Below are 11,982 nucleotides of genomic sequence, written 5' to 3'. Positions count from 1 at the left end.
TTATATAGTATCTACAAAGTTCTTCTCAACTTTATTGAAGATAATAGTACCTGAGGATAATGTTATCAGGGTGAAAGCACTGGCATATAAAAATGCATCCCAACTAAAAGTACCTTTTCCTAAAAAACCATACCTAAATGTTTCGATTAACACGGCCATTGGATTTGCCTGAATTAACCATTTATATTTTGTGGGAGTCGATGATAAAGGAATTATTACTGCAGATGCATACATCACGAGTTGAACACCGAACGTTACCAAGAATGCCAAGTCCCGATACTTGGTTGTTAAGGCAGAAACAATCATCCCGAGCCCAAGTCCAAGCATAGCCATGAGTAGCACAACTACTGGGAAAAGTACGATATAACTATTAGGCTCTACTTTAGCTCCTTGTACGTAATAGAAGAGCATCATCGCCAGAAATAGCAGTAATTGTACGCCAAATCGCACCAAATTGCTGATCACTATGCTTAAGGGCATGATCAAGCGAGGGAAGTACACCTTGCCAAAAATATTAGAATTGTCTTTAAATACTGTTGACGTTTTGGTAATGCAGTCGGCAAAGTAGTTCCAGGCTGTTATCCCCGCCATATAGAAGAGAGGTCTAGGTAAACTATCGGTACCGATACCTGCCATACCAAACACAAATGTGTAAATGATGGTTGTAAAGAGTGGCTGGATAAAAAACCACAACGGCCCTAAAATGGTCTGTTTGTAAAATGATACAAAGTCTCGTCGAACCAATAACCACAATAAATCCCGATACTCCCAGGTGTCTTTAAGTTTTAAGTCAAAAAGAGAACGCTGGGATGTAATCTCCCATTGGTGTGTTGAATAATCACCAACTGGTTCTGCAGAAACTTCAACCTTTTTTGTCATGCGGATGGATGACGATTTAGAGGTGTACAAGAGGATGATTGTTTATGGCTTCGCCCGGTCAGTCCCATTTTTAGGACTTATATCGTGATTATCAAATATATAAAGGAGTCTCAGAAGTAGCAACTAGTGAACTATTGTATCTTTATTTTGACACAATAGTTCTTGAAATATCCACTTTGATAATTAACTGTAAGGCGTCGAGCTGAATGGCTACAATTTTTCCCTGCTGTTTAATGACTTTTCCTGTGGTATTGGCAAACCCACCAGACCCAATGGTCAAGCGGTCACCAGGACTAAATGAGGCAATCTGAATGGCATTATGATCGACATCATTTAGCATTAGTTTAATGGCCGAAATTTCTGTGTCCTGAACAATTGCCGGTTTCTTGAGCCAAAACAGGTACCGCACCGCACCGGGTATTGTAAAAACCCTGGCCCGTTCGTGTTCCTGCAAATTGACAAAGCAGTAAGACCGAAAGAGCGGTTCTTCGACTAGTTTAATCCGATCTGACCACTTTCGTTTCGTTTTCAGCAGGGGACAGTAGACATCTATGGCCATTGCCTGAAGCCGCTCGGCCACCTGTTTTTCGTTTCGTGGTTTCGTATAAAGAACAAACCAGGGCATAGGTGTTGAGGTATGATGTTGGATATATGCTGTATGTGTGAACTGGATGCAGATCTAGGTGTATGGTTGGCTATACATAATACCCTTTGCCTTTGCCGTAGCCGTATCCATAACCGTAGCCATACCCATAGCCATATTCGTTGCTATTCCGGTAATTGACGCCGTTGAAAATAATATTCAACGATTTGAATTTCTTCGTTTCTTTCAATTCGTTCAGTAAGCGTATGTATGCCTTTGGGGTATATTCATGCCGTACTAAATAAAAAGCGGCATCCGCATACGCACCCAATAGGGTAGCGTCGGCGACTAAGCCCACGGGTGGCGTATCCAGAACAATATAATCGAATTCCTGCCGGAGTTCGTCTAATAGAATTTCTAGTTTACCATTTGATAGAAGCTCGGATGGGTTAGGGGGAATAGGGCCGCTCGAAATCACGAACATATTTGGATTGAGCGCAGTGGGTTTGATGAGCTCATCTACCGTTGCCTGCCCAATCAGAAAATTAGAAATTCCCTTTGCTTTACTCTTATCTATATCGAGGTAGGCCGAAATCTTGGGCTTCCGCAAATCCAGTTCCAGGACAACGACTTTTTTCTCTAAAAGGGCAAGTGTGGCAGCCAGGTTGATACTGACAAAGCTTTTGCCTTCTCCACTGATGGATGAGGTGATTAGAATTACTTTACCACTACCGGGTAGTGGGTTGCCTATGGCATACTGCAGATTGGCCCGTAAGATTTTAAATTGCTCAGCAATAATGCTGTTATTTTTGGGGTCAATGATATTATCCTTCATCTCTTTGGGCTTTTTCATGATTTCACCAAAGATGGATAAGCCTGTTTCTGCCTCGATTTCCCGACGAGATTGGATACTATCGTTTAGCAGGTCTTTTATGGTAATGACACCAACTGGGATCAGCAAGCCTGCCAGAAAGGCTATAAGATAAATGTTCGTTTTATTCGGTCGTACGGGGGCACCTGCGCTATACGGGTCATCGACCATTCGGCTGTCGGTCACTGTGGCCGCATAGGCAATAGCCGTTTCTTCTTTTTTCTGCAGGAGCAGCAAATAAAGGCTCTCTTTAATGCCCTGTTGGCGTTTAATAGTGATGTATTCACGCTCTTTGCGCGGGATATTTCGAATTGAGGATTCCAAACGGGTATTCTGACCTTTCAGCCCGGCACGGGTTAACGCAATGTTATTCTTCTGGTTTTCCAGATTCTCCCGAATCGAGTTTTTTGTGCTGACAATTTGGGCATTGACTGTTTTCAGGAAAGGGCTATCTGGTTGCGTAGAGCGTTCGTATTTTTCCTGTTGAGCCTCCAGCTCATTAAGTTTACTAAGCAGACTAATTAAAATTGGGTCACTGACCATAAGTGTTGCAGGCGCTACCCCTGTCTGGCTACTTTTTAGGTAGTTTTCAACACCCTCAATCACTTTAGCCTGAATATCTAACTTATTGAGTTCGGCGTCAATTTCATTGACCTTACCTAAAAACAAGCTGGCTTCCTGGCCCAGATCGGTGATCCCTTTGGCGCTTTTGTACGATTCGACATCCCGTTCTACCGTACTCAATTCACCCGTGATGAGCCTGAGTCGCTCATCAATAAACTGGAGGGTATTGGTCGCTTCGCGGTTTTTGTCGGTTAAGGTGGAGTTATTATAGGCTGCCAGCAAGCTATTTAATATGGCTTTACCTTTGGCTGGCACGGCATCTTCAATCGTCAGTTTCAATACCGTGCTCTTCGGATTTAATAACTGAACCTGTATAGCTGATTTGTAGCGTTCGGCAACGGCTTGTTTATCATAGACAGCTACCTTAATCAGGTTATGTCCTTTGTGGTATAAGGAGTCGTTAAAGAACACCCGGAACGTACCCTGGTCATTGTTCACGGTCTGGCCAAAATAGAATTTACCCGTTGGATTACCTTCTTTATCCTCCAGTTCAAATTGTTGCCGGTTTACTATTTTTATAGAGATGCCCTGATAGCCTTGGGGAGTAAGTGAAATCGGTTGAAATCGGATCGGGGAGGTTCCATAAATTTCCTCGTCGCTCCGAACCTTTCCTTGTTGGAAATAGGCAATGGTCAGGTTCAGATCATCAACAACGCGTTGCATTAAGCTTCGCGACTTCAGTACCTCAATTTCATTTTCAACAATCTTATTACCGGAGTTCGTATTCTCTAGTTCTTTTAAAATATCGCTCGCATTCGAACTTTGATTCTTAATCAGCAATGTGGCACTAACCTGGTAAATAGGTACTGCGTAGCGTAGGTTGATGTAGGCCGCAGCCAGACAGATCGCTAATGAGAGAACAAACCAATACCAATAGCGTAGATACTTGACCAGAAACAGGCGTAGATTGAAGGGGGTTTCCTTCTCTCCAAATAAGTCAGAAGTTGTATTGGCCATAGGTAAGTATTCGTTAGTACGGTTGTTGAGTGGCTGGAAAATAAGTCAACGGCTCGAAAGCGTATGATATAGAATCGATGGCGAAGTTGTCTTATCGTGTCAGTATATTGATGATAGCAAGTAAAACGGAAGCAGTACTTATTAAAATTGGGATTAATTGATACGTACGATCCGTTGTTGTTACTTTACCAGCTCGTGCTTCTACATACACGACATCATTATTCTGAATGAAATAGTAGGGAGAATTAAGTACTTGCCGATTGGTTAGATCGACCTTGATAATTTCCCGTTTATCCCCTGTGGTGCGCAGGATCATGACATTATCCCGCCGACCATAGACTGTTAGATCGCCAGCGATACTAATTACCTCAGGTAAAGTCCGGTGATTGTCCAGCAGATTGTACACACCAGGGCGGGTGACTTCACCCATCACCGTGAATTTGTGATTTAGATAGCGGACATTTACAGTTGGTTCCTTGAGGAATTTAGACAGCTTTTCGGTAATCGACATGCCTGCCTCTTCCAGGGTAAGATCGCTTAGCTTTACTTTTCCCAGTAAAGCCATTTCAACATTTCCTGCTGGATCGACAAGGTAACCTAATGGCTGATTGCCCGTTCCAACGCCGTAGGTCGCCAATGGGATCTGGCTTGTGTTCAAAATATTAAACAAGGCATTGGATTCTTCGCTTAGACTCGTAACCACAATAGCCAGTACATCGTTGGGTTGAATTCGGGCAACGGGTGGTGTGATGGAGGGCAGGGTAGTATAGCGTGTAGTATCCAATGATCCGCCACCCTGGAAATAGGTAATGGTTTTGGTCGTTGTGCAGGAATAAAAAAACGAGCCAAATACTAACCAACTGATCACTCTCAAGCTACTGGTACTCCGAATAAAATTCGTAAAAAAGCGCATCATACGGCGGGTTCCTGCTGTGCGGACTTGTTATCTGAAGAACAAAGTTAACATTTATCCGTAATTGTACAATAGAAAGATGCAGGGATTTAGGGATTCGTTTTAATTTCTAGTAGCTATGATCGAAAGACGAATAGACTACAACAGAGCCACAGTGGTATACTACAGCCTAAAGCAAACTTTACGAGTGTATGCCTTTGCCTGTAGTATACCACTGTGGTTTGGATAAAAGCATGTAAGGTAACATTACCAGGCGTGTACATCGCCCTTAAACATCAGCTTCAGGGTGCGTAGGCAAATTTTTATATCCAGCAGAAAGGATTGGTTTGGGATATAAATGTGGTCGTATTTGACCCGGTGTTCCATCCATTGGCTACTGTCGGTTGCGCCCCGAGCACCCCGGATTTGAGCAAGGCCCGTGATGCCAGGCTTTACCCAGTACCGTTCCCGATACGCAGCCGAATCCCAATGAAGCAAATCGTGGGGAACAGCATGGGGGCGGGGGCCTACCAGACTCATTTCACCGAGCAGGACATTAATAAACTGGGGCATTTCGTCCAGATTGGTACGACGCAAAAAGCGCCCCAATTTCGTCACCCGTTCATCATGGCGGGCTGTTTGGCGAAAGGGGCCTTTATGTTCAGTTATATGTACCATTGTTCGGAACTTGAGGCAATAAAATGCTTTGGCTTTACGCCCAGAGCGGGCCTGTTTGAAAAATACGGGCCCGTTTGATTCCAGTAGAATAAGAAAACCGATGATAGGAACCAACCAGGATAGAATCAAAATGAGGACTACGGTAGCTACCAGCAAATCGATAAAACGCTTTCCGAAGCGGGTGTAAATTGTTTCTTTAGGTAACGTTACTACTTCCGGTTTAGCAGGCCACTGTAGGAAAATGGGAGTGACACGTTTGGGCTCCGGGCTAGTGGGTAAGTCAAGATCTACGGATGAATAACCAATGGAAAGGTTATTGTTAACTAGCTTGGAATTAGTACGTGGAAATAGCGTAGATACTGGATTCATATGTACGTGAGGATAAAAGATTGAACGTATAGTATGGAACTCAATGGTATGTGTATTAACTCATTTTGGCAACTTGCCAATGGATATGTCAAGACTAATTATATTAGATGTACTATCAACTGCCCATACAATTATAGGGGTGTTTATGAAATGGCTGACTATTAAATAAATTGTATTTATTAAACGGCGAAGGGCTAAAATTGTACACTAAAAAATAGATGCTGGACTGTTTTGTGTAGATATGACTATGTATTATTTTAGCCGAGTTTAGCTATTTATTAGGAAACGATAGATTAAGTGAAGTGGAATAGTTTTAAGCTTATAAAAAATAGTGTATAAGAAGGAATTTGTAACTTTTTAGTTACATGTTTTCGGACAGATAGTTAGTTACTCAGGTAGTATTTCCAGTTTTCAGGGCAGTAGTAATAACTAGAACACACCCGATGACGTTTATTGATAGGCCAACTCCAGCCTAAACGATAGGTATGGGGGTGTTTACTAAGTGATTGTTTGTCAAGGTTTAATAATCAGGTTTATGTTGAATTTTTAAGCAATTACCCTATCCATAGTTTGATAATCCACTACCATACTTTTATGAAGCGTTCGTCCGCAGCCCAGATTCAGCACAATTTTGATCCGGCAAACGTGCTCTATTTAACCGGAGACGTTAATTATTGTACTCTCCATCTTCTCAATGGTGAACGTATCCTGTCTAGTCGTACGTTAAAATGGTACAATTCCCGATGGCCTGATTTTATCCGCATTCACAAAGGATACCTGGTCAATCCCCAGCATATTCATAGCTGTGTACAACTTTCGCCGATTGTCGCTTATCTGATTATGCGCAATGGAGTGTCATTGTCGATTGGTCGCCGTCGTATTATTGAGGTTATGAATCTGCTAGAGCTGAATTCTGTTCAATCGGCGTCTTAAATGCATTTCCCGAAACCGTTTAGTAATTCTTTTAGGATATATCTGCATATTTTTTGTATTTGCAATATATCAATAAATTTTATGGTTTTGATAAGGGATGTCACAGGTGCTATGTGCTGAGCAGAATTGATGAGTAGTAAGGCGTACAGTTGAAATGATCGATCGTAGTTTCATCGGGTTGCTCAAGGTGTTGTATTTGATTAGCCCTGTGCCAAATGATTTAGTCTTACCAAATCCATAGAGAGTTGCCACCTAAGAGTACTACAGCTATGAAACGTCTTCCTGGAAAACGCGGAGAACATCACTATGACCCACAACAGGTACTGTACCTTACTGGACATATCAACTATTCTTTCCTACATCTACTGAATGGCGAGGTTGTTATGTCGTGTCGGACCCTGAAGTGGTTTGAAGATCAGTGGCCCCAGTTTCTACGGGTACACAAGAAAGTTCTGATTAACCAAACGTACATTGCCTCCTGCAAACCGGCTGGTAATTCGACAGATACGAATTACATTACGATGATCAACGACACCAGTTTTGAAATAGCTCGTCGGCGCGTGCCTGGGGTGCTTAACCTGTTGGCTCAACTCGAACTGATGAGTGCTTAGTTGGTGAGCAGTTTATGGTTGAAAAAATGAGTCGATCCTATAGGTAGAAGGATAGCTAGGGCCTGAAATTTGTTACGTTTTGTTCAGACTGAGTTGGTCGGTATGCTAGGCTGAGTTGCTGTTTCAGCCTAGCATACCGACCAGTAAATAATCTGGTTAAGCTCAATAGTTACTGGATATATCACTTTTACGGTTATTAAATAGATATTTATATGATTATATTTTTATTTTCTAGTTTTATTAGAAGTAGTGTGTTTCTGCAATGTTATTAATTTCTGTAAAATGTTAAACTTGTTGTATATGATATATTGTTAATTTGTTTTGGCGTAAAGTGGCTGTCGTCAAACATTTCTATTGGATTGTTGTCCCTTTTTTGGAAAATGTCAACAACTACCATGAATCAGAGGACCACAATCCACAACAGCCAGCTTCCCGCTACGTCCATTGATACCTTTAACAGTCTTTATAGAAGATACGTAAAAAAAGTTTTTCAGAAATGCCTGTCGGCAACCAAAGATGTGGAAGCTGCCGAAGACTGCACACAGGATATTTTCATGAAAGTGTTCGCGAATTTTAAAGCCTTCCGAAATCAGTCCCAATTGTCGACCTGGTTATATTCCATTGCCCACAACTACTGCCTGGATCGGATTCGTCTGGATAAGCGCTTAGTCATGGAGCGTATGACACCGGAGGTGGATGCTGAACTGGATGATACTGATCCAGAGGAAGGAATAGCTGAGCAGAAGAGACTGTTACAGGCGTTACTTGAGCAGTTGCCCGATGAAGAGGCTACTTTACTTCGGTTGAAATACGAACAAAATCTAAGTATTGCACAGTTGAGCCATCGTTTACAGCTTTCGGAAAGTGCAATAAAAATGCGGCTTAAACGAAGTCGAGAGAAAATACGAGCTTTAGCCAGAGCTAGTCTGGAATAGCGGCCGTAGCCATCTTACTAGCTTACACCTGATGCTTTTTGAGAACCCGAGTTACTTCTTCTGCCCAGATTGTGTAGGCCACGTCCGTTAAATGAACCCCATCGGTGGTGTACTCGGGCCGTAATTGGCCGGGTAGTGATAAAGGCCTGTTTAGGTCTAAAAAATCGAGGTCTTGTTGCGCACAGACCTGTTGTAATTGCTCGTTTAATTGGGATATCTGCCTATTAATACCTTGCCAGTCATTTCGCCAGGCGTACGAACGGGCTGCAAGTGGCGATAAATACAATAGTCCTGTAACTACAGGAATTACATGGCGCGATTGCCAGTAGCTAATCAGGTTCTGGTATCTGGCCAGTAGATGACTGATTTCCCGATGAGGCAGGTCGTTGATTCCGCCCTCCAGAAAGATGATTTTTGCGGTTGACGCTGATAAGGCCTGCGCCCTTGTGCAAATACCTTCGAGCGAATCCCCACTAACTCCCCGATTCAAAATATCTTTGCGCCCTACTAGTTTATTCCAGTTGCCTAATCTGATCAGTGAGTCGCCTAACATGATTACCGAAGGATGTTTCGGCTCGGGTTCCAGGAGACGGGAAATATATCGGACGTAACGTTTCATAGCCACTTCGGAGGAACAAAGATATTGAAATCAGTAGGTATCTCTACAGTTGTCGATAAATGAAAAAGCCTGGTTGTCATACCAGGCTTTTATTTGTCAAAACGTTGAGTAAATCAGGTGAAATCTATATCTGATGCTACTTCCTGTAGCGAACGACTAGCTCTAAAGGCAGATGCCTGATCGATTACTATCTGAAAGTATGCCATTCTAAACAGGAATGTATTAGTTGTCTGATTATGAGGATTTAAGGTGGTTCTGTTTAAAAAGGCCAAACCCTGAAGGCATACGCTGATGAGGTGTTGTTTCCCCGTTTTGTGGGAATACCGACACAAATAGGCTATAATAGTATTGAACAAAACGATGTTGGTAATTGTACATAATGCATACCAGCATAAAACGATATGCCTGCTAAACTGCCCATACTTCTGGTGGACGATGATCCCCAACTTGTTGAAATCCTGAATCGGGCGGCTAGTCAAGTGTTTCCTCTGGCTCATTTTATTCAAATCAGTAGCTTTGCGGAAGCGGCTACCTACCTGGATGCTTTAAAAGAGCATGGCCCCAGGTTGGTTTTACTGGATATTGATTTAAAAGACAAACAATCAGGTTTCGATTTTTTAAGCTTGTTGCGGGAGCATCCGCAGGGCAAAATGGTCCCAGTAGTTATGCTGTCTGTTGAAAGCGATGAACAGATTGCCGAGGAAGCATACACGTTTGGGGCCAATGCATTTACGCAGAAGCCCGATACCTACGCTGACTGGAAAAAATATGTGAAGCTTCTGAAGCTGTACTGGTTCGAAACCGTTACGATACCCAAAATCTGGCTGAAATCCTAAGCGATTACTGTTAGTAATCAGTATCCCCGAACCTATTAGGGTGCAGACAGTTCGACCAGTAAGACAATGGCCTGCAGTTGGTTTTCAAGTTCAACTACACTTTGCTTCTTCTCGAAAAAGCCCTGTATGGTCAGCTCATAGGCCTCTTCTACAAGATGTTTATAGACGGGATGTGTAAAAAATATAAACGGGATAGCGCGCTTCCGTAATTCACTATCCTCTTCGATCTGTCGTCGTAATTCCAGGCCATTCATCATAGTCATAGTCACTTCCGAGATGATCAGAAACGGTCGATCATGGGTGGTTCGCAGGTAGTCGATAGCTTTCCGGCCGTCTGTGAAAAAGAATATGGGGCAATTTGGTGCAATTTTTTCCAACAAAGGTTTGAAAATGACTTGATCGTCGTCGTCATCATCAATGAAGATAATCGGATTATTAATTTCCATATGGTTAATTCAGGTATGTCAATCTGTGTGGATAGTATAACATGGAAATGGCCTAAAATGATTGATGGGGCAGGTCATATCCAAAATTATAAGATCATGTATAGGAGCAGACAATGCTAATGAAATCCTTACAGCCCCGGACCTGATTTTTATTGATTGATTATGGATAGCATCAGAACGGAATGATGTCTGTATAGAATCTGAATAGCCTCAATTAGTTTTCTAGTGGATTTATGAACCCAAAAATCCGCGTAGGTCATCCAAATGCAACGAAACTGTTAAAGAATGAAACAGCAGTGTTAGTGGGGGCTTTCGCCAATGCCGTACTTGCTCCTACATTGAATGAGTCGTTTGGGGCTGAGCGATAACAGAGCATACTATTGAACCGGTTGATAGGTAATCGGTCGGTTATTCATTTTGAGCGACCACGACGTAGTATGATGGACGAGTTTACTAGTATAATTAATGCCATACGTTGATTTGATGGAGGCATACGTTGTGATAAACTAAACGGGGGGAAGATTATGAATCCATTTGTTGCAATACGAACCAGTGAACGAACCAATCTGATTAACATTGATCACGTAAAAAAGCTGGAACCGCTCGAAGGTGGGCAAAAGACGCTGGTGGTGTTGCGAAGTGGAAGCCAGCTACGAGCGTTGATACCCTATAAGCGGCTGGTCAACATACTTCAGTACTGGACTTCCCAGGAGAACCAGAAGAGTCCATACACTAATTCTGCAATGCCATCGGGGGCAGGGCAATCGTTGCAGCGGGTTCAACAGGGCGGTATAGTTGACTGATACGATTTGGGTACAGCCCTGGAAAATGGGCTTTTAGCACCTAAAATCGGGTATTCGACAAAATAAACTAGAAAGACTGCGTAATAGGCTTAAGATTTGTCTATACAGTTTATATTAATTGAAGTCCTATGTATGAGACTGAAACGCACCAATTATTAACTCAGTTGCAAACTATTTACTGGGATTTGATGGAAATAGGGCCTATTGACCGGACTTCCTATTACCGTTCGCGAATTGATGCCCTTGAGCGTGCCCATCAGCGTGTGAGTCATGATATCGAGGATTGCCAGCAGATACTCGATGAGTTTGCCTCTGAACTAGCTATTACTCGTGGGGCTCTTACCGATCTGGTAACCGGAAAGCGTAACTGACGCGCAAGCCCATCGGTAGGGCCAGAATCGATCGGTCGGGAAATAGTTTTAATGACGATGATCTGGGATGCAGTAACGCGGGAGGAATCCCGCGATTTTCAGCTAAACTGCGCGGGATTCCTCCCGCGTTACACAGCGCCTGGTCGAAGATGCGGGCCCTTTCCAGTGAACTTTTATTTATCAGTATCGTAACCGTTGAGGCTGTTCATCTGGATGTTAGTAATTATCCGCACCGCAGGCAGACGGCTGGGCTATCGAACGGTATAGGCCTGTCGAAAAATTATTGCTCAGTACCAGAAGCTTGGGCAACCTGTCCCTGATATTCTGGAAGGGGATGGGCATTTCAGGGTTCGTTTACCCCTTATTCGACCCATTGGTGAATTGGCCTAGTCGAGTTGTGTTCCACTTATTAGGCGTTTTCCTCCTGCCATTCGGTTTTGGCTACCAGTTACCAGACTGTAGTTGATACCCCCTCCAACAGATGCCTACTTTTGCTTCCGCAGGCACCCACAGCCGTACCCGAACACAGGCTGTTTAAGACGTTGCCCTTCATCCTTTTTTACAACAACCAATAA

The 11,982-nt window shown here is 43.0% G+C and carries 13 protein-coding genes; 6 read left to right on the top strand and 7 right to left on the bottom strand.

What is annotated here, in order from left to right; all coding sequences use genetic code 11:
• The 5 genes from BGO59_RS19630 to BGO59_RS19610 all read right to left on the bottom strand — a co-directional run bounded on the left by BGO59_RS19630 (nt 1) and on the right by BGO59_RS19610 (nt 5,853).
• On the bottom strand, nt 1-879 hold the full coding sequence (locus BGO59_RS19630; RefSeq protein WP_293685904.1) for an ABC transporter permease: 879 nt from the start codon (nt 877-879) through the stop codon (nt 1-3).
• A gap of 142 nt (nt 880-1,021) precedes the next feature.
• Nucleotides 1,022-1,504 carry a UpxY family transcription antiterminator gene (locus BGO59_RS19625; RefSeq protein ID WP_293685902.1) on the bottom strand — a complete coding sequence of 161 codons (483 nt, stop codon included), beginning with the start codon at nt 1,502-1,504 and terminating at the stop codon, nt 1,022-1,024.
• 70 nt (nt 1,505-1,574) lie between these two features.
• Nucleotides 1,575-3,914, bottom strand: coding sequence for a tyrosine-protein kinase (locus BGO59_RS19620; protein WP_293685900.1), 2,340 nt, complete (start codon nt 3,912-3,914; stop codon nt 1,575-1,577).
• Between the two features lie 91 nt (nt 3,915-4,005).
• Complete coding sequence (locus BGO59_RS19615) at nt 4,006-4,830, bottom strand: polysaccharide biosynthesis/export family protein (RefSeq protein WP_293685898.1); 825 nt, start codon at nt 4,828-4,830, stop codon at nt 4,006-4,008.
• A 243-nt stretch (nt 4,831-5,073) separates the two neighbouring features.
• Nucleotides 5,074-5,853 (bottom strand): sugar transferase, encoded by a 780-nt coding sequence (locus tag BGO59_RS19610; RefSeq protein WP_293685896.1) that lies wholly within the window; start codon nt 5,851-5,853, stop codon nt 5,074-5,076.
• Between the two features lie 594 nt (nt 5,854-6,447).
• Between BGO59_RS19610 and BGO59_RS19605 the strand changes: the two genes are divergently transcribed.
• The 3 genes from BGO59_RS19605 (at nt 6,448) to BGO59_RS19595 (ending at nt 8,332) form a co-directional block, all read left to right on the top strand.
• A complete protein-coding gene (locus BGO59_RS19605) occupies nt 6,448-6,786 on the top strand; it encodes a LytTR family DNA-binding domain-containing protein (RefSeq protein WP_293685894.1) in 339 nt (112 codons plus the stop codon).
• A gap of 269 nt (nt 6,787-7,055) precedes the next feature.
• Complete coding sequence (locus tag BGO59_RS19600) at nt 7,056-7,397, top strand: LytTR family DNA-binding domain-containing protein (protein ID WP_293685892.1); 342 nt, start codon at nt 7,056-7,058, stop codon at nt 7,395-7,397.
• Nucleotides 7,398-7,792: 395 nt separating this feature from the next.
• Nucleotides 7,793-8,332, top strand: coding sequence for an RNA polymerase sigma factor (locus BGO59_RS19595; RefSeq protein ID WP_293685890.1), 540 nt, complete (start codon nt 7,793-7,795; stop codon nt 8,330-8,332).
• 22 nt (nt 8,333-8,354) lie between these two features.
• On the opposite strand, the gene BGO59_RS19590 is transcribed toward BGO59_RS19595, so the two are convergent.
• Complete coding sequence (locus BGO59_RS19590; protein ID WP_293685888.1) at nt 8,355-8,951, bottom strand: GDSL-type esterase/lipase family protein; 597 nt, start codon at nt 8,949-8,951, stop codon at nt 8,355-8,357.
• 401 nt (nt 8,952-9,352) lie between these two features.
• Here BGO59_RS19590 and BGO59_RS19585 point away from each other — a divergent pair, with 401 nt between their 5' ends.
• Nucleotides 9,353-9,787, top strand: a complete 435-nt coding sequence (locus BGO59_RS19585) for a response regulator (RefSeq protein WP_293685886.1) — start codon at nt 9,353-9,355, stop codon at nt 9,785-9,787.
• Nucleotides 9,788-9,822: 35 nt separating this feature from the next.
• Here BGO59_RS19585 and BGO59_RS19580 read toward each other — a convergent pair whose 3' ends face one another.
• Nucleotides 9,823-10,233 carry a response regulator gene (locus BGO59_RS19580; protein WP_293685884.1) on the bottom strand — a complete coding sequence of 137 codons (411 nt, stop codon included), beginning with the start codon at nt 10,231-10,233 and terminating at the stop codon, nt 9,823-9,825.
• A 524-nt stretch (nt 10,234-10,757) separates the two neighbouring features.
• On the opposite strand from BGO59_RS19580, the gene BGO59_RS19575 reads away from it, so the two are divergent.
• Nucleotides 10,758-11,036: a hypothetical protein gene (locus BGO59_RS19575; RefSeq protein WP_293685882.1), complete on the top strand. Its 279-nt coding sequence runs from the start codon at nt 10,758-10,760 to the stop codon at nt 11,034-11,036.
• Between the two features lie 128 nt (nt 11,037-11,164).
• Nucleotides 11,165-11,407 (top strand): hypothetical protein, encoded by a 243-nt coding sequence (locus tag BGO59_RS19570; RefSeq protein WP_293685880.1) that lies wholly within the window; start codon nt 11,165-11,167, stop codon nt 11,405-11,407.
• Nucleotides 11,408-11,982 lie beyond the last annotated feature (575 nt).

This window comes from Spirosoma sp. 48-14, assembly GCF_001898575.1.
Lineage (GTDB): Bacteria > Bacteroidota > Bacteroidia > Cytophagales > Spirosomataceae > Spirosoma.
Note: the sequence above shows the minus strand (reverse complement) of the source record. Positions and strands in the feature narration are given on the sequence as shown.

Coding starts and splice junctions, on each gene's coding strand:
- BGO59_RS19600 (WP_293685892.1), top strand. CDS start 7,056: ATGAAACGTCTTCCTGGAAAACGCGGAGAACATCACTATGACCCACAA.
- BGO59_RS19620 (WP_293685900.1), bottom strand. CDS start 3,914: ATGGCCAATACAACTTCTGACTTATTTGGAGAGAAGGAAACCCCCTTC.
- BGO59_RS19610 (WP_293685896.1), bottom strand. CDS start 5,853: ATGAATCCAGTATCTACGCTATTTCCACGTACTAATTCCAAGCTAGTT.
- BGO59_RS19570 (WP_293685880.1), top strand. CDS start 11,165: ATGTATGAGACTGAAACGCACCAATTATTAACTCAGTTGCAAACTATT.
- BGO59_RS19615 (WP_293685898.1), bottom strand. CDS start 4,830: ATGATGCGCTTTTTTACGAATTTTATTCGGAGTACCAGTAGCTTGAGA.
- BGO59_RS19575 (WP_293685882.1), top strand. CDS start 10,758: ATGAATCCATTTGTTGCAATACGAACCAGTGAACGAACCAATCTGATT.
- BGO59_RS19630 (WP_293685904.1), bottom strand. CDS start 879: ATGACAAAAAAGGTTGAAGTTTCTGCAGAACCAGTTGGTGATTATTCA.
- BGO59_RS19580 (WP_293685884.1), bottom strand. CDS start 10,233: ATGGAAATTAATAATCCGATTATCTTCATTGATGATGACGACGACGAT.
- BGO59_RS19625 (WP_293685902.1), bottom strand. CDS start 1,504: ATGCCCTGGTTTGTTCTTTATACGAAACCACGAAACGAAAAACAGGTG.
- BGO59_RS19595 (WP_293685890.1), top strand. CDS start 7,793: ATGAATCAGAGGACCACAATCCACAACAGCCAGCTTCCCGCTACGTCC.
- BGO59_RS19590 (WP_293685888.1), bottom strand. CDS start 8,951: ATGAAACGTTACGTCCGATATATTTCCCGTCTCCTGGAACCCGAGCCG.
- BGO59_RS19585 (WP_293685886.1), top strand. CDS start 9,353: ATGCCTGCTAAACTGCCCATACTTCTGGTGGACGATGATCCCCAACTT.
- BGO59_RS19605 (WP_293685894.1), top strand. CDS start 6,448: ATGAAGCGTTCGTCCGCAGCCCAGATTCAGCACAATTTTGATCCGGCA.